Source organism: Pseudomonas sp. FSL R10-1350 (assembly GCF_009600525.1).
Lineage (GTDB): Bacteria > Pseudomonadota > Gammaproteobacteria > Pseudomonadales > Pseudomonadaceae > Aquipseudomonas > Aquipseudomonas helleri.
This window is the reverse complement of record NZ_WIVR01000002.1, coordinates 146,233-163,771: the sequence shown is the minus strand read 5'-3', so window position 1 is coordinate 163,771 and position 17,539 is coordinate 146,233. Positions and strand designations below refer to the sequence as shown.

Here is a 17,539-nt window from a genome sequence, read left to right as displayed (position 1 = left end):
TCCATGAGCGCCATAACGATTACCGACGCCGCCCACGATTACCTGGCTGATCTGCTGTCCAAGCAGAACACCCCGGGTATCGGCATCCGCGTCTTTATCACCCAGCCGGGCACCCAGTACGCTGAAACTTGCATAGCCTACTGCAAGCCCAATGAAGTGAAGCCTGAAGATACTGCCATTGGCCTGAAGAGTTTCACGGCCTGGATCGATTCGTTCAGCGAAGCGTTCCTCGAAGATGCGGTGGTGGACTACGCCACAGACCGCATGGGTGGCCAGCTGACCATCAAGGCGCCGAACGCCAAAGTGCCAATGGTTAACGCTGATAGCCCGATCAACGAGCGTATCAACTACTACCTGCAAACCGAGATCAACCCCGGTTTGGCGAGCCACGGTGGTCAGGTCAGCCTGATTGAAGTGGTTGAAGACGGGATTGCCGTGCTCAAGTTCGGTGGTGGCTGCCAGGGCTGCGGCCAGGCAGACGTAACCCTGCGCGAAGGCATTGAGCGCACCTTGCTTGAGCGCGTGCCCGAGCTTAAGGGGGTGCGTGACGTGACCGACCACTCGCAGAAAGAAAACGCCTACTACTGAGTGATCAGTAACAGGGTGTTCGCTGCGATGTGAATAAAAAAACGGTGCCCCGTGAGCACCGTTTTTTATGCATTTTCTTTGTAGGAGCGAGCTTGCCTCGCGATCTGTTGATCTTAAAAGATCGCGAGGCAAGCTCGCTCCTACAGGTTTGGGTTCTTAGGGTCGATACAAATGCGCATGCCCGGCCCGGTATAGCGAGGACTCGGCAAAGCTGTCACTGGCCAGTACACGGCCGACCAAAATCAACGCGGTGCGCCTGAATCCCTTGGCCTGTACTTTGGCCTGAATGTCCTCAAGGGTGCCTTGTACCCAATCCTGGTCCGGCCAACTGGCGCGGTGAATCACGGCAATCGGGCAGTCGCTGCCGTAATGCGGCTGCAGTTCGCGAACGATGCTTTCAAGGTTTTTAACCCCCAGATGAATCGCCATGGTCGTGCCGTGCTGCGCCAGGCTGGCCAGTTCCTCACCGGGCGGCATTACGGTTTTTTCCGCGTAACGGGTCAGGATCACTGTTTGCGAGATGTCCGGCAGCGTCAGCTCGGCGCCCAGTATGGCTGCGCATGCTGCGGTGGCGGTCACGCCCGGAATGATTTCAAAGGCGATGCCCAGCTCACGCAGGCAGCGAATTTGCTCGCCAATGGCGCCATACAGGCTCGGATCACCCGAGTGCACGCGGGCCACGTCCTGACCTTTGGCGTCGGCGCTTTTTATCAGATCGATGATTTGCTCAAGGTGCAGTTCAGCGCTGTTGATGATCTGCTCAGCGCGATTGCCGTCCAGTACGGCAGTGGGCACCAGCGAGCCGGCATAAATAATCACCGGGCAGGTACGGATCAAACGCTGGCCTTTGACGGTAATCAGCTCTGGGTCGCCGGGCCCGGCACCGATGAAGTAAACAGTCATGGCAGTCTCTGAAAAGGTCGAAATAGAGCCGTTCGTGAAGAACGCTCATAGTGAGGCGGGGGATTATCGCGTTATTTGCCCTGTGCAGGCCAATGCAAAGGTTGCCACTGAGGACGCCTGGCGTGTCACAAGCAGTGTTGCGCCTGCGCCACCCAGCTGTTCGGCCAGTGCCAATGCGGCACTTTCGGCCACACCCCAGCACCCGGTTTGCTCGAAAACAACCTTGGAGCGCTGACTGAGCTGTGAGGCATAGGGGGCAAGCTGATCGGCGTTGAACACATTAAAAGGCAGGTTCAGCCGCCTGCAGAGTTCGATAAGTCCCGGTTCTTCTCGCTTGAGGTCGATGCTGGCGATGCCCTGGACAGCGCCTAATGTGAGCCCGGCCTTGTCGAGAGATTGCTCAACCAATGCCAATAAATCCTCGCAAGTGCACCCCTGGCGGCATCCCAGGCCAATAATCGCGCAAGCGGTGTGTGTGGCAGGCGGCATCACTGTTCCAGAGCCAAAACGAGGTGCGCAGTGTTGTTGAGGTGCGTTTAGCCTGTCAACTTTGCGTCTGGACCAACATGCTCTTTACCTTGACGCGCAACTGATCAATAGAGAAGGGCTTGCCAATGACGGCCATGCCCTCAGGCACAGTGAGGGTCTCGGCGTAGCCGCTGGCAAACAGAATCGGCAGTTGCTGGTACAGTTCACGGGCTTTGCAAGCCAGTGCATGGCCGTCCATGCCGGGTAGCCCGACATCGGTCATCATCAAGTCAATGCGCTGGCCTTTGTCTTCAAGAAACGCCATTGCGCACTCGCTGCCATCGGCTTCAAGCACGTTGAACTCCAACTCTTCAAGCACGTCAACGATCAGCATACGAACAATGGCGTCGTCTTCGACTACAAGAATGGTGGAGGGCGTTGCGGACATATTCATGATCTCGATAAAAATTTAAATCCAGGACCCTTCACACTGGCATCTGGCCGGTAAGAATAGCCTTGAGCACCAGCAAAGTACGGTTTTTTGTAAGAAAAATCCTACTAAGGTGCAAGAAAGCTGAACTATTTCGCGGTATTCCTTCAAACTCTCACTAATTTTTACGTCCACAGGCCAGACAAATGAACTCACCTGCATCCATTGACGAGCAAAGTTTTCGCAAACTGTTGAGTCGTAACGTTGGTTTGCCTTTGGCAGTCGGTGTGATGAGTGCAGTGCTGTTCGTGGTGATGATCAGCTATTTACTGTCAGTCCTTAAATGGGTCGAGCACAGCGATCGTGTCATCAGCAACACCAATGAAGCGATCAGGCTGACAGTTGATCTGGAAACCGGCATGCGCGGGTTTCTGATTACCGGCGATGAGCATTTTCTTGACCCTTACGCGGTGGCCAAACCGCAAGTACTTGCGCAGATCCAGGGGTTGCAAGAACTGGTCAGTGATAACCCCCAGCAAGTTGATCGTCTCAAGCGCATCGCGGCGCTGCAGAACGAATGGGCCTCTTATGCCCAGTCCATGGTCGATTTGCGCCGTCAGAGTGGCGATTATCGTGCAGCGGTGCAGTCTGGCAGGGGCAAAAGCCTGACTGACCAGATCCGTCAGGAATATGACGATTTCATCCAGCTGGAGCAACAGTTGAGGGTGGCTCGCAATAACGAAGCCAGTACGACTACCTTCGTCTGCGTCGGGCTTTATTTGCTGTTCGTGTTGGGCCTGAGCGGTTTTTTGGCATATGTCGGCCGAAGAGATTTACTCAATCTTTCAAAGAGTTACCAAAACAACTTCGAGTTGCAGGTTAAGGCTGCTGAGCGTCTTGAACGACAAGCCTGGCTGCGTAACGGGCAGACCGAACTGGCCGAGCAGGTGCTTGGCCGCCTCACGCTGAACATGCTGGGCCGCAATATCCTGCAGTTCTGCGCGCAGTACCTGGGCACGGTCGTTGCCGCAGTGTATGTGCGTGAAGATCACGGCGGCTTGCGCCGCATCGCCAGCTATGGATTCTCTCGTGAGCAAGAAGCGCGCAACGAGGTGATTCACAATGACGAAGGGATTGTCGGGCAAGCCGCGTTCCAGGATCAGTTGATCCGTCTGGACGATGTGCCGTCGGACTACTGCTTCAAAGTCAGCTCCGGGCTGGGTGAGGGCGCGCCTCGCAGTGTGCTGGTGGTGCCGACCAGCGACGATGACCGGGTTAACGGGGTGATTGAGCTGGGCTTTCTTCGCCCGCTGGAAGACCGTGACATCGAGCTGTTCGACTTGATCGCAGACAACATCGGCACCTCGATTGAGGCCGCGCGTTACCGTCAGCGCCTGCAAGAAGTGCTGGCAGAGACCCAGCAGCTCAATGAAGAACTGCAAGTGCAGCAAGAAGAACTCAAGACCGCCAACGAAGAGCTGGAAGAGCAGTCGCGCATTCTTAAAAAGTCGCAGACCAGCCTTGAGGCGCAGCAAGCAGAGCTCGAACAGACCAACGAGGCCCTGGCAGAGCAGCGTGATGCCATGGACCGCAAGAATACCGAGCTGAACCAGGCTCAGGAGCAGCTCGAAGAGCGTGCCGATGAGCTGATGCGTTCAAGCAAGTACAAGTCGGAATTCCTCGCCAACATGTCCCACGAGCTGCGCACACCGCTTAACAGCTCGCTGATTCTGGCCAAACTGTTGTCGGAGAACCCGCAGCAGAACCTCACGGGTGAGCAAGTCAAATTTGCCGAGTCGATCTATTCGGCAGGCAACGATTTGCTCAACCTGATCAATGACATTCTGGATATATCCAAGGTCGAGGCCGGCAAGCTTGAGGTGCGCCCCGAAAACACCAGCGTGGCGCGGATGCTCGATGGCATACGCGGGGTGTTCCAGCCGTTGGCCAGTGACAAGTCGCTGGAGTTGCGCGTCGACTTGCAGCCTGGCACCCCCGCGTTGATCTACACCGACAGCCAGCGCCTGGAGCAAATTCTCAAGAACCTGCTGTCCAACGCGGTCAAGTTCACCGAAAAAGGCCGGGTCAGCCTGACGGTGTCGCGTCATTCGGGCAATGCCATTGCATTTGCCGTTGAAGACTCCGGCATCGGCATTGCGGCCGAGCAGCAAGAGAGCATTTTTGAAGCGTTCCGTCAGGCAGATGGCACTACCAACCGCCGATATGGTGGCACCGGCCTTGGCTTGTCGATCTCGCGGGATCTGGCGACCTTGCTTGGCGGCTCTATCAGTGTCAGCAGCGAGCCGGGGCAGGGCAGCGTCTTCACCTTAATCATGCCCGTACAGTTCGTCGAAGACGCCGAACTGCCCGTAGAGGCTCCTGTCAATGCCCCGCGCGTGCCACAGACATTGCCTGCCAAGGCGTTGCCGGTACAGGCGCCGGATGTGCCGCTGAATATCCCGCGCTTCATGGACGACCGCGAACAAGCACCGTTCAGCACGCGCTGCATTCTGGTGATTGAAGATGAGCCTAATTTTGCGCACATCCTCTACGATCTGGCCCACGAACTGGGCTATCGCTGCCTGGTCGCCCACGGTGCTGACGAAGGCTTCAGCCTGGCGGCGCAGTTTATTCCCGACGCCATTCTGCTCGACATGCGCTTGCCCGATCACTCCGGGTTGACCGTACTGCAGCGCTTGAAAGCCCTGGCCGCCACCCGGCATATCCCGGTGCACGTGATCTCTGTCGAAGACCGGGTTGAAGCCGCCATGCACATGGGCGCCGTGGGCTACGCGGTCAAACCGACCACCCGCGAGGAACTCAAAGATGTCTTCGCCCGCCTTGAAGCCAAGCTCACGCAGAAGGTCAAACGGATATTGCTGGTCGAAGACGATGACCTGCAACGCGACAGTATTTCCCGCCTGATCGGCGACGATGACATTGAAATCACCGCCGTGGGTTTTGCTCAAGAGGCACTTGATCTGCTGCGCAGTAACATCTACGACTGCATGATCATCGACCTCAAGCTCCCGGACATGCTGGGCAACGACCTGCTCAAGCGTATGTCTACCGAAGACATCTGCTCGTTCCCGCCCGTCATTGTCTACACCGGGCGCAATCTGACCCGCGACGAAGAGGCCGAACTGCGCAAATACTCACGTTCGATCATCATCAAAGGCGCCCGTTCGCCTGAGCGTTTGCTGGACGAAGTGACATTATTTCTGCACAAAGTTGAATCTCAGTTGTCCCATGAGCGTCAAACGATGCTCAAGACGGCACGCAGCCGCGACAAAGTGTTCGAAGGGCGCAAGATTCTGCTGGTTGATGACGACGTGCGGAACATTTTCGCCCTCACCAGCGCGCTGGAGCACAAGGGCGCAATCGTCGTCATCGGGCGTAATGGCCGCGAGGCGATCGAGCGTTTGAATGAGGTCGACGACATCGACTTGGTGCTGATGGACGTGATGATGCCGGAGATGGATGGCTATGAGGCCACCATTGAAATTCGTAAGAACCCGCGCTGGCGCAAGCTGCCGATCATTGCGGTCACGGCCAAGGCGATGAAGGACGATCAGGAACGCTGCCTGCAAGCGGGTTCCAACGATTACCTGGCTAAACCGATTGATCTGGATCGACTGTTTTCGTTGATCCGGGTATGGCTACCGAAAATGGAACGACTCTAAGTGCTACGAAACACCGACATCGAGATACGGCTGCTGATTGAGGCGATCTACCTCAAGTACAGCTATGACTTTCGAGACTACTCCGGCGCATCGATCAAGCGCCGGGTGCTGCATGCAGTGCGCCAGTTCGACTGCAAGACCATCTCGGCCTTGCAGGAGCGGGTGCTGCATGACCCGGCCGTGTTCATGCAGTTGCTGCAACTGCTGACGATTCCGGTGAGTGAGATGTTTCGTGACCCTGAGCACTTTATGGCCATTCGCCAGGAGGTGGTGCCGATTCTCAAGACCTATCCGTCGCTGAAAATCTGGATCGCGGGGTGCAGTACCGGCGAAGAGGTGTACTCGATGGCGATCTTGCTGCGTGAGGAAGGGCTGCTCGATCGCACCATCATTTATGCCACTGACATCAACCCGCGCTCGCTTGAAAAAGCCAAGCAAGGGATCTTTTCCCTGGAAAACGTTCGTGCCTACACCCACAACTACCAAAAGGCCGGGGGGCAGCGCTCATTTGCCGATTACTACACGGCGGCTTATGACTACGCGATTTTTGACAAGAGCCTGCGTGAAAACGTGACCTTTGCTGATCACAGTCTGGCGACAGACAGTGTATTCTCAGAAACTAATTTAATTTCGTGTCGTAACGTATTGATTTACTTCAATAAAAATCTCCAAAACAGAGCCTTTGGTTTGTTCGCTGAGTCGCTCTGTCATCGGGGCTTCTTGATGCTGGGTAGCAAAGAAACCCTGGATTTTTCCGATTACAGCAAACAATTTTCGCCTTTGCTCAAGCAAGAACGGATCTATCGCAAGCTATGACAGTCCAAGACATCGCAATCACCGGACTGCGCCCTGTTCAGGCCATTGTTGTTGGGGCTTCTGCGGGGGGCGTCGAGGCGTTGCTGGCGATCTTTGCTGATTTGAAGCCCGGTTTCAGGCTACCGATCATCGTCGTCTTGCACATGCCCGACGAACGTCGCAGCCAGTTGGCTGCTGTGTTTGACCGACGTTTGGAGATACCGGTCAAGGAAGTAGAGGACAAAGAGCCGATTGCGTCGGGCACGTTGTATTTCGCGGCGCCGGGTTACCACGTGTCGGTGGAGCACGATCACAGTTTTTCATTGAGTCGAGAGGAGCGGGTGCATTATTCACGCCCCTCGATTGATTACCTTTTTGAATCCGCAGCCGATGTGTACCAAGACACCCTGGCTGCGATATTACTCACGGGCGCCAATCAGGATGGTGCGCAGGGGTTGGCCACAGTCAAACAGCTGGGCGGCCTGACGGTCGTCCAGGACCCTGAAGAAGCCTGGGTACCCACCATGCCGCTTGCGGCGCTGGAGCGTTGCCAACCGGACCGCATCCTGAGTTTGAAGGGTATTGCCCGTTTGCTTGTTGAGCTGGAACGAATCGAATGCCACTAAGTGATATTCAAGCCAAGCTGCTGATCGTCGACGATTTGCCAGAGAATCTGTTGGCGCTTGAAGCCTTGATCCAACGCGATGACCGAATCGTCTATAAAGCCTTGTCTGCGGACGAGGCGCTTTCGTTGTTGCTGCAACATGAGTTTGCAATGGCGATTCTGGACGTGCAGATGCCGGGCATGAACGGTTTTGAATTGGCCGAGATGATGCGCGGGACCGATCGCACCAAAAATATTCCGATTGTGTTCGTCAGTGCCGCCGGTCGGGAGATGAACTACGCGTTCAAGGGGTATGAGAGCGGGGCGGTCGACTTCTTGCATAAGCCTTTGGACATTCACGCGGTTAAAAGCAAGGTCAACGTATTTGTCGACCTGTACCGGCAAAGCAAAGCGGTGCAACGACAGGTCGAAGCGCTGGAGCGAAGCCGCCGCGAGCAAGAAGTGCTGCTCGCGCAATTGCAACAGACACAGGTTGAACTGGAGCATGCGGTGCGCATGCGTGACGACTTTATGTCGATTGTCTCCCATGAGGTCCGCACGCCGCTGAACGGGCTGATCCTCGAAACCCAGCTGCGCAAGATGCACCTGGCGCGGGACAACACGGCAGCGTTCACTAAGGACAAGCTGGCGGCCATGGTTGACCGCGACGAGCGGCAGATCCAAAGCCTGATCCGGCTGATTGAAGACATGCTGGACGTATCACGGATTCGCACAGGCAAGCTGTCAATCAGGCCGTCGGAATTCGATTTGTCACAGTTGGTTGCCAATTTGCTTGAGGTGTTTTCGCCCCAGATCAGTGCAGCGCAAGCGAGCATCAGCTTCAGTTCGGCGCAGCCGGTGGTGGGGCAGTGGGATGAATTCAGAATCGAGCAGGTGATTTCCAACTTGCTCACCAACGCCCTGCGTTATGGTGCACAGAAGCCAATTGATGTGGCGGTGTACCGCGAAGAGGGGTATGCCGTGGTGCAAGTACGTGATCAGGGTATTGGCATTAGCCAGGAGAATCAGCAGCGCATTTTCCAGCAGTTTGAACGGGTAGCTGGCAGCCATGTTGTTTCGGGCCTGGGGTTGGGCTTATTTATTTCGGAACAGATTGTTGCGGCCCACAGTGGCAAAATAGAAGTGAGCAGTGAGTTAGGTGAGGGCGCTTTGTTCAAAGTCTGCCTGCCGCTGGTACAAAAGACATAAATTGGTCGCAACCTATGGCCGTGGCTGCGGTCGTAATGGCAGCAAAGTTCGGATTAAGGTTTCCCATGAGTGAAGATGCGCAAGATGTTGTTTTGATTGTCGAGGACGATCCATCGATCCTGATGATCCTCAGTGCTTACCTGTCAGGCGAAGGCTACCGGGTATTGCAGGCCGAAAACGGCGAGCAGGCGTTTGCGATTTTAGCCACCAAACCGCACCTGGACCTTATGGTTACGGACTTCCGTTTGCCGGGCGGGATATCAGGCGTGCAGATTGCCGAGCCTGCAGTGAAGCTGCGACCGGACCTGAAGGTGATTTTTATCAGCGGTTATCCGGCAGAAATCCGTGACACCGGCAGCCCGATCACCCTCACTGCCCCGATTTTGGCCAAACCCTTCGACCTCGACACCTTGCAAGCACAAATCCAGAAACTGCTCGCCTAATTGCTTGCAGCTTGCGCGCAGCGCGCCTACAACCCTTGTTGCAGTGCTGGATCGTCAGGATTTAGCTGCTCCAGTTGCGCCAGCAGCACCTGTACATTCTGTAGTTGACCGGCCTCTTTCCAGTAGCGAATCAACAACAGACGCGCCTTGCGATTGGCGGGCTGGCGTTGCAGCAACTCTTCCAACTGACGCTGCGCCGGTTCCAGTTGCTCCAGCTCATGCAAGGCAATAGCGAGCTTATAGCGGTACTCGCTGTTGTCCGGCTCCAGCTCAACGGCTTTGGCCAGCCCCAACAACGCGTATTCGGTTTGCCCGTGATTAAGCAACCAAATCCCCAGTGCGTGTTGCAGATACGCCGAGTCGGGGTGGGCTTTAAGCTGATTGGCCAGCAGTTCACGGGCTTGATCGGTTTTGCCGCGTTTATCCAGCAGATCAATCTGCGCCACCACAGCCTTGAGATTCTCCGGGTCCAGCGCCAGGAATTTTTCCAGTGCTGCCTGCGCCTCGTCCAGTTGCCCTTCATGCAAATACAAACGTGCGAGCTGACCTTGGGCTTGCGGGTCGTCGGGTTGCGTCTTGAGCGTACGCTCGTACTCGTCGATGACTTGCTGCAGCGGGCCGAAATACAGACCTTGCTCATCAGGAGACAAGCCCAGCAGGGCGCTGGCGGCGGCAAAGCGAACGCTTTGCTCGGGGTCATCCAGCAGCGGGCCAAGCAGCAACGTGCGCTGAGCATTGGGCACCAGCCCCGAAATACTTTGTATCGCGGCCTTGCGCACCAGTGGTGACGGGTTTTGCAAGTCGGCATCGGCCAGCTTCAGTGCTTGCGGGCTCGGATAGTTAGGCAGCTCGGCATGCAGGCTGGCGCGGCGAATATCGGAAAGATCAGTGCGTGCCAGTTGCTGATACAGCACCCTGGCTGCCCCCGGCTGCCCGTTATGGGCTTGTTCCAGGGCGGACGAATAGCTGTGATTGATCGTGTTTGACGGCGCGGTGCCCGGAGCAGGGCGCATCCAATACCAAAGGCCCACTGCGATCAGAGCAGACAGGAGGCTTACAACCAGGTAACGGCGAGGCTGAGACATGCAAAATCCAGTAACAGTCGTGCGTATGAAGTGCAAGATTGGGACAGTAGAGGGCTTGAGTCAAACCAGAAGAGCAATTGACCTGAAAACTGTAGTCGCTGCCGCAGGCTGCGATAAGGTCCGCAGGAGCTTCGCTTTAGACTCAACAGCAGGGTCGCTGCGCAACCCATCGCAGCCTTCGTTCCTCGTCAGCTACTACAGTCAGGCGCACATGCAATACAAAAAAAAGCCCCGCGACCGAAAGAGCGCGGGGCTAAAAATTGGTTGGTTGCGGCCAACCAAAGGAGCTCTTTACTTCACTGCACGCTAGCGACGGTCTCGGCTTGCCAGCCACCGCCCAGGGCTTTGTAGATCGCCACTACACCGCGAAACTGATCAACTTCTGCCTGGGCCTGGCTGTCTTCAGCCGCCAGGCGCTCACGCTGGGCGTCCAGCAAGACCAGAAAATCCACCGTGCCTTCGCGGTAGCGAATCGCTGCCAGGTCGGCGGCGGTGCGGCTGGCTTCGCTTTGACGAATCAACGAGACCAAGCGCTGCTGACGTTTGCCGTAGTCACTGAACGCGTTTTCAGACTCTTCCAGAGCCAGCAACACTTGCTGCTCGTAGTTGGCCAGCGCGCCATCGGCCTCTGCGTTGGCACCACGCAAACGTGCCCGCACGCTGCCCAGGTTAAACGCAGGCCAGGTAATGCTCGGGCCCAAAGCCCAGGCATTGGCCGCCGCCGAACCGATCTGCGAACCACGCCCGGCGGTAAAGCCCAGGAAGCCGCTGAGGCTGACACGCGGGAACAAATCCGCCTTGGCCACGCCAATCCGGGCCGTAGCAGCTGCCAGCTTGCGTTCGGCGCTCAAAATGTCCGGGCGACGTTGCAGCAAGTCGCCGGGGTTGCCGATGTTCAAGGCCTTGGCGATGGCAGGCAGTTGCGCCGGGCTCAGATCAACGCTGAGGTTTTCAGGGCGCTCACCCAACAGCGTGGCGATACGGTTGCGCTCACGCACTTGTTCGGCCTGCAGTTGCGGCACGCTGGCCTCAACCGCCGCAAGCCGGGCATCGGCGCGCACCACGTCGAGTTCATCGCCGACGCCAGCATCACGCAGGCTGACAGTGATGGCCTTGGAGTCCTGCTGGTTTTTCAGGTTCTCCAGGGCGATATGTTCACGCAATTGTGCGCCGCGCAGTTCGCCGTAAGCGTCAACCAACTCGGCAATCATGGTCACTTGCAACTGATACAGGTCTGCTGCTGCGGCCTGTTCGTCGGCATCGCTGGCCTCCAGCTCACGCTGGATACGGCCAAACAGGTCGACTTCCCAGGCCATGTCCAGGCCCAAATCGTAGCGCTCACTGTTGACGCGCTTTTCAGTAGTGCCCGGCACTTGCCCCTTGCCTACATCGCTGCTGGCACGGCTGGTGATGGTCGGCATGGTTTCTGTGCTGACGTCATCACGAATGGCGCGGGCTGCCCGCAGACGGGCAAAGGCCACGCGCAACTCACGGTTGCCTGCCAGCGACTGAGCGACCAGCTTGTTCAGGGTCGGGTCGTCGAACTGCTGCCACCAGATCCCTTGAAAATGTGCCCGGTCAAAGCCCTTGAGGTTATCAGCGCTGATCTGTGCAGGCTCGGTGGCCGGGGTTTTGTAGTCCGGGCCAACGGCGCAAGCACTCAGGGCCAGCACCAGAAGGCTGGGAAGGAAAACTTTGAGGCTCATTGTTGCGACTCCAACTTGAGGTGCCGCGCCGCTTTGCGCGCTTCACTGCGCTCAACATAGTTGCGGATCAACACATAGAACACAGGTGTCAGCAGCAGGCCGAAGAAGGTCACACCGAGCATCCCGGAGAACACTGCAACACCCATCGCATGGCGCATTTCAGCACCCGCGCCAGTGGACAGCACCAGCGGCACCACACCCATGATGAAGGCGATGGAGGTCATCAGGATCGGACGCAGACGCAGACGGCAGGCTTCCAGCACCGCAGCCAGCGGGCTGAGGCCTTCGGCTTGTTTGTCCTTGGCAAATTCGACGATCAGAATCGCGTTTTTACACGCCAGGCCCACCAGTACGATCAAGCCGATCTGGGTAAAGATGTTGTTGTCACCCCCCGAGGCAATCACCCCGGTGATGGCCGACAGCAAGGTCATCGGTACGATCAGGATCACCGCCAGTGGCAGGCTCCAGCTTTCGTATTGAGCCGCCAGTACCAGGAAGGCCAGCAATACGCAGAGCGGGAACACGAACAGCGCGGTGTTGCCAGACAGGATCTGCTGATAGGTCAAGTCGGTCCATTCGTACGTCATGCCGTTCGGAAGTTCTTCCTTGAGCAGTTTGTCGATGGCTGCTTCAGCCTGACCCGAGCTGTAGCCTGGGGCCGCAGCACCGTTGATTTCGGCAGTGATAAAGCCGTTGTAGTGCATCACGCGGTCCGGGCCCGAGGTGTCGCTGACCTTGATGAAGGTCGCCAGCGGGATCATCTCGCCTTTGTTGTTACGCACTTTCAACTGGCCGATCTGGTCGGGTTCGAGGCGGAACTGTTGCTCGGCCTGAACGTTCACCTGATAGGTACGACCGAAGCGGTTGAAGTCGTTGGCATACAACGAACCCAGATACACCTGCAGGGTGTCGAAGATGTCGCTGACGGCCACGCCGTGGGTCTTGGCTTTATCACGATCGATTGCGGCGTCTACTTGCGGCACGTTCACGGTGTAGCTGGTGAACAGGCCGGCCAGTTCTGGCACGTTGTGGCTTTTGGCGATGACGTTCTGTACTTCTTTATAGAGCGCCTCATAGCCCAGACCACCACGGTCTTCGACTTGCAGACGGAAACCGCCAATGGTCCCCAGACCTTGCACAGGCGGCGGCGGGAAGATCGCAATGTAGGCTTCTTCAATGCCACCGAACTTGGCGTTCAGGGTTGCTGCAATGGCAGCAGCCGACTGGCTTGGGTCTTTGCGCTGGTCAAAGTCCTTGAGTGCCACGAACACGATGCCGCTGTTGGGGCTGTTGGTGAAACCGTTGATCGACAGACCCGGGAAGGCGATGGAGTTGGCAACGCCCGGTTCCTTGAGGGCAAAGTCGGACATGCGCTTGATCACATCTTCGGTACGGTCAAGGCTCGCCGCATCCGGCAGTTGAGCGAAGGCCACCAGGTACTGCTTGTCTTGCCCCGGCACGAAACCGGTCGGCGTATGGGCGAAGCCAAAGAAGGTCAGCACCATCAGCCCTGCGTACACCAGCAAGGCGATACCGCTGCTGCGGATAACCCGGGCAACAGTGCCAACATAGCCGTGGCTGGCACGTTCAAAGAACCGGTTGAACGGGCGGAACAACCAGCCACCGAATAGCTTGTCCAGAACCCGCGTGAAACGGTCTTTGGGCGCGTGATGGCCTTTAAGCAATACTGCTGCCAGTGCTGGCGACAGGGTCAGCGAGTTGAAGGCCGAGATGACCGTCGAGATGGCAATGGTCAACGCGAACTGTTTATAGAACTGCCCGGTCAGCCCGGAGATAAACGCAGCCGGAATAAACACGGCGCACAGTACCAGCGCTGTGGCGATGATCGGGCCGGTCACTTCGCGCATGGCGCGCTTGGTGGCTTCTACCGGTTCGAGCCCAAGCTCGATGTTTCGCTCCACGTTTTCCACCACCACAATGGCATCGTCGACCACGATACCGATGGCCAGTACCAAACCGAACAGCGACAGGGCATTCAGCGAGAAGCCGAACATGTGCATGACCGCAAAGGTACCGATCAACGACACCGGCACCGCCGCCAAGGGAATGATCGAGGCGCGCCAGGTCTGCAGGAACAGGATCACCACCAGCACCACGAGAATCAGTGCTTCGAACAGGGTGTGAATCACCGCCTCGATAGAACCACGAACGAAGATCGTCGGGTCATACACGATGCTGTAGTCCATGCCCTGCGGAAAGCTCTTCTTCAACTCGTCCATCTTCGCGCGAACTTCGTTCGAGATATCGATGGCGTTCGAGCCAGGACGCTGGAAAATCGGGATCGCGACTGCGGGCTGGTTATTGAGCAAGGAGCGCAAGGCGTACTGGCTTGAGCCCAATTCAACCCGGGCAATGTCCTTCAAACGAGTGATTTCACCGTCATCGCCTGCGCGAATGATGATGTTCTCAAACTCTTCCTCGGTCACCAGACGGCCTTGGGTGTTCACCGACAGCTGGAAGCTGGTGGCGTTCGGGGCAGGGGGCGCACCCAGTGCACCGGCTGCTACCTGGCGGTTCTGTTCGCGAATGGCGTTGACCACGTCAGTGGCGGTCAAATTGCGCGAAGCGGTTTTGTTCGGATCAAGCCACACACGCAACGAGTAATCGCCCATGCCGAACAACTGCACGTCACCCACACCGCCCAGACGGGCCAGCTCATCCTTGATGTTAAGGATCGCGTAGTTGGACAGGTAGAGCATGTCGTAGCGCTGATCCGGTGAGGTCAAGTGCACCACCATGGTCAGGTCGGGCGACGCTTTGTCTACCGTAATACCGATACGCGTCACTTCCTCGGGCAACTTGGGCTCGGTGCGGGTTACACGGTTTTGCACCTGCACCTGCGCGTTGTCCAGGTCAGTGCCCAGGGCGAAGGTAATGGTCAGCGTGAGTTTGCCGTCAGCGGTGGATTGCGAAGACATGTACAACATGTGTTCAACACCGGTGATGGCCTGCTCCAGTGGAGCCGCCACGGTCTCACCGATCACTTTAGGGTTGGCCCCCGGGAAGTTGGCGCGCACTACCACCGTTGGCGGTACGACCTCCGGGTATTCGCTGATCGGTAACTGGAACAGCGAAATGCCGCCCGCAATCAAAATCAACAGCGAAAGTACGGCAGCGAAAATCGGCCGTTGAATGAAGAACTGGGAAAAATTCATCGAAGTTGTCGTCCCTTAACCGCGAGGAGTCGCAACGCTGGCCAGCTTCGCCGCAGGGGTTGCGGGCGTTGCAGGTAACAGGTTGCTGGCTTCCAGGGCGTGTCGTTGTTGCGCCAGTGCGGCGAGGGTTTGTTCGTTGGCCATCGGGATGACTTCAGGGGTCACCGGCGAGCCAGGACGCACCCGTTGCAGGCCCTTGACGATAATGGTGTCGTCTTTGTTCAGACCGCTGCGGACAATGCGCAGGCCTTCGATTTTTGGCCCCAGGTCAATGGCCCGGTAGGTGGTGTTGTTATTACCGTCCATTACCAATACGAATTTTTTGCCCAAGTCGGTGCCGACTGCTTCGTCATTGATCAGCACGGCCTCGTAGGTGCCGCTACCGACCAGTTTGAGGCGCGCATACAGGCCCGGGGTGAAGCTGCCATCAGTGTTGTCGAACACCGCGCGACCACGAATGGTGCCGGTTTTAGGGTTGACCTGGTTGTCGACGAAGTTCATCTGACCCAAGTGCGGGTTACCTTCTTCGTTAGACAGCCCAAGATAAACCGGCGTGGTCTGGCCACGCTTGCCATCGCGTGCCAACTGGTTGTACTTGAGGAACACACGCTCGTCAGCATCGAAGTAGGCATACACCTTGTCGGTCGACACCACGCTAGTCAGTGGCGTCACATCCGCCGTGACGATGTTGCCGGCGGTGATGTCGGCACGGCTGACACGGCCAGTGATCGGCGAGGTGACGCGGGTAAAGCTCAGGTTGAGTTTGGCCAGATCCAGTTGCGCCTGGATAGCGGCGACGGCAGCGCGCGCGGCTTGGGAGGCGGTGCTGCGCGAGTCAGCCAGTTCAGCGGAAATCGCGTTGCTCTGACGCAGACGCTCGCCGCGCTGGGCTTCGTTTTCACTGCGGGTGGCATTGGCGCGAGCTTGCTGGAGTTCGGCTTCAAGTTGACGGACAGCCGCCTGGAACGGGCGCGGGTCGATCTGGAACAACAGATCGCCTTTTTTGACCAGGGCACCTTCAGTAAAGGCGACCTGATCAATTTGGCCCGACACACGCGGGCGGATTTCAACGGTTTCGGGTGCTTCCAGGCGACCGGTGAACTCGTCCCACTCGTTCACGGGTTGCTCTAGCACTTTGGCCACACTGACTTTTGCAGCAGGTGCAGGAGCAGTCGCTTGTGGAGTTTTACCGCATGCACTCATCACCACGATCGCCAGGGCCGCGAGTGGGAAGCGCAAATGTTTCAGTGACTGTTCCATGAGGGGGAGTCCGCCAATCTATTGAGATGGGCGGGATAATGCTGTCGCGCGCGCCGGGGCACGAATCGAACCCAGCGAAGGTTAATATCATTCAGAATGATACAAAGCTTATCCAAGCCCTCTAGCCTGCGCGTTTTATGAGTGAGCTATCAATTAAATTCGTATTGGAACAGGGTGAAAGTCCGCTGCATTACCGGAATGAGGATTGTTCGCTGTAGGCCAGCAGGGCTTTAACACGGTGCATTTGGTCGTGGCTCAGTAGCCAACATGACCGTAATCATTTAGACACATAAAGCTGGCTGTACGACCACCTTGGCACATGACCTGATCACTACGCTTTTTGAATCATTGTGTAAAACAGGTCATTTCTTATGTCTTCGTTACATCAGCACACACCGTCATTGACAGCCTTTGATCCCAGAGGTTTAACCCTGCGCACGGTGGCTTATCATCGCGCCCAAGCCCAGGATGAGCCCCAAGCGCGCGTGCATAGACAAACGTTTAGCGCCGGCGGCCAGTTGCAACAGCAGTGGGATGCGCGTTTGCACCGCCTGCATGAGACAGACCCTGCGGTGCAAGCCAATCAGCGCCTTCGGCACAGTTTGAGCGGGCGCGTCTTGCGCAGCCACAGTATCGATGCCGGGTGGCGTATTGCATTGAGCGGTATTGCGGGTCAGTTGTTATCGGTCTGGGATGCACGTGGCTCACTGCAGCGTTATGAATTTGACGCTGTTCTCAGGCCGGTTGCCGTGTATGAACAGGCCGACGATGACGCACGCGAGCGTTGCACCGAGCGGTTGGAATATGGCGCCATGAACACCCGGCATGCAGCGCGCAACCAGTGTGGCCGACTGATTCGTCACGATGATCCTGCCGGTAGCGTGTTGTACGAGCAATACGCGTTATCGGGAGCCATTGCCCAACAAGGCCGCCTGTTTTTACGGGCAGAGGAAGCGCTTGACTGGTCTGCGCAGCTCGATGTGCGCAAGGCGCAACTGGAGACTGAGTGTCATACCAGTGCGTGGCGCTACGATGCGTTGGGTGGTCTTGTGGAGCAAACGGATGCCAAGGGTAATCGCCAGCAATCGTTATACGGGCCTGAGGGCGAGTTTACCGGGGCCTCATTGGTGTTCAGCAGCGGCACGCGCAAGCGGTTGTTCGACTTGCGCACCTAGAACGCACAGGGCCA

Annotated in this window: 14 protein-coding genes; 7 read left to right on the top strand and 7 right to left on the bottom strand. The window is 57.2% G+C overall.

What is annotated here, in order from left to right; genetic code table 11:
• Positions 1–3 precede the first annotated feature (3 nt).
• Positions 4–588, top strand: coding sequence for a Fe-S biogenesis protein NfuA (gene nfuA / locus GHO25_RS01700; RefSeq protein ID WP_019409695.1), 585 nt, complete (start codon positions 4–6; stop codon positions 586–588).
• A gap of 156 nt (positions 589–744) precedes the next feature.
• On the opposite strand, the gene cobM is transcribed toward nfuA, so the two are convergent.
• From cobM to GHO25_RS01685, 3 genes are all read right to left on the bottom strand, one after another.
• Positions 745–1,491, bottom strand: coding sequence for a precorrin-4 C(11)-methyltransferase (cobM, locus tag GHO25_RS01695; RefSeq protein ID WP_153389700.1), 747 nt, complete (start codon positions 1,489–1,491; stop codon positions 745–747).
• A gap of 63 nt (positions 1,492–1,554) precedes the next feature.
• Positions 1,555–1,980: a cobalamin biosynthesis protein gene (locus GHO25_RS01690; protein ID WP_153389699.1), complete on the bottom strand. Its 426-nt coding sequence runs from the start codon at positions 1,978–1,980 to the stop codon at positions 1,555–1,557.
• Between the two features lie 55 nt (positions 1,981–2,035).
• Positions 2,036–2,407 carry a response regulator gene (locus GHO25_RS01685; protein ID WP_048389857.1) on the bottom strand — a complete coding sequence of 124 codons (372 nt, stop codon included), beginning with the start codon at positions 2,405–2,407 and terminating at the stop codon, positions 2,036–2,038.
• 188 nt (positions 2,408–2,595) lie between these two features.
• On the opposite strand from GHO25_RS01685, the gene GHO25_RS01680 reads away from it, so the two are divergent.
• The 5 genes from GHO25_RS01680 to GHO25_RS01660 all read left to right on the top strand — a co-directional run bounded on the left by GHO25_RS01680 (position 2,596) and on the right by GHO25_RS01660 (position 9,123).
• Positions 2,596–6,072, top strand: coding sequence for a response regulator (locus GHO25_RS01680; RefSeq protein ID WP_153389698.1), 3,477 nt, complete (start codon positions 2,596–2,598; stop codon positions 6,070–6,072).
• A complete protein-coding gene (locus GHO25_RS01675; protein WP_178109939.1) occupies positions 6,073–6,888 on the top strand; it encodes a protein-glutamate O-methyltransferase CheR in 816 nt (271 codons plus the stop codon).
• Positions 6,885–7,493 carry a chemotaxis protein CheB gene (locus tag GHO25_RS01670; protein ID WP_048373359.1) on the top strand — a complete coding sequence of 203 codons (609 nt, stop codon included), beginning with the start codon at positions 6,885–6,887 and terminating at the stop codon, positions 7,491–7,493. Before GHO25_RS01675 ends, GHO25_RS01670 begins: the two co-directional genes overlap by 4 nt.
• Complete coding sequence (locus GHO25_RS01665) at positions 7,484–8,680, top strand: hybrid sensor histidine kinase/response regulator (protein ID WP_153389697.1); 1,197 nt, start codon at positions 7,484–7,486, stop codon at positions 8,678–8,680. Before GHO25_RS01670 ends, GHO25_RS01665 begins: the two co-directional genes overlap by 10 nt.
• A gap of 65 nt (positions 8,681–8,745) precedes the next feature.
• Positions 8,746–9,123, top strand: a complete 378-nt coding sequence (locus GHO25_RS01660; RefSeq protein ID WP_048373356.1) for a response regulator — start codon at positions 8,746–8,748, stop codon at positions 9,121–9,123.
• Positions 9,124–9,149: 26 nt separating this feature from the next.
• Here the strand turns inward: GHO25_RS01660 and GHO25_RS01655 are convergent, their stop codons facing one another.
• From GHO25_RS01655 to mexE, 4 genes are all read right to left on the bottom strand, one after another.
• Positions 9,150–10,208, bottom strand: coding sequence for a lipopolysaccharide assembly protein LapB (locus tag GHO25_RS01655; protein ID WP_153389696.1), 1,059 nt, complete (start codon positions 10,206–10,208; stop codon positions 9,150–9,152).
• Between the two features lie 296 nt (positions 10,209–10,504).
• The gene (locus GHO25_RS01650; protein WP_048373352.1) at positions 10,505–11,914 is read right to left on the bottom strand and encodes an efflux transporter outer membrane subunit; all 1,410 of its coding nucleotides are present in this window, start codon (positions 11,912–11,914) and stop codon (positions 10,505–10,507) included.
• Positions 11,911–15,090, bottom strand: a complete 3,180-nt coding sequence (locus tag GHO25_RS01645) for an efflux RND transporter permease subunit (protein ID WP_048373350.1) — start codon at positions 15,088–15,090, stop codon at positions 11,911–11,913. The genes GHO25_RS01650 and GHO25_RS01645 overlap by 4 nt, the downstream gene beginning before the upstream one ends.
• Before the next feature lie 15 nt (positions 15,091–15,105).
• Positions 15,106–16,350: a multidrug efflux RND transporter periplasmic adaptor subunit MexE gene (gene mexE, locus GHO25_RS01640; RefSeq protein WP_048373348.1), complete on the bottom strand. Its 1,245-nt coding sequence runs from the start codon at positions 16,348–16,350 to the stop codon at positions 15,106–15,108.
• Between the two features lie 371 nt (positions 16,351–16,721).
• Here mexE and GHO25_RS26445 point away from each other — a divergent pair, with 371 nt between their 5' ends.
• Complete coding sequence (locus tag GHO25_RS26445; RefSeq protein WP_256677136.1) at positions 16,722–17,525, top strand: hypothetical protein; 804 nt, start codon at positions 16,722–16,724, stop codon at positions 17,523–17,525.
• Positions 17,526–17,539 lie beyond the last annotated feature (14 nt).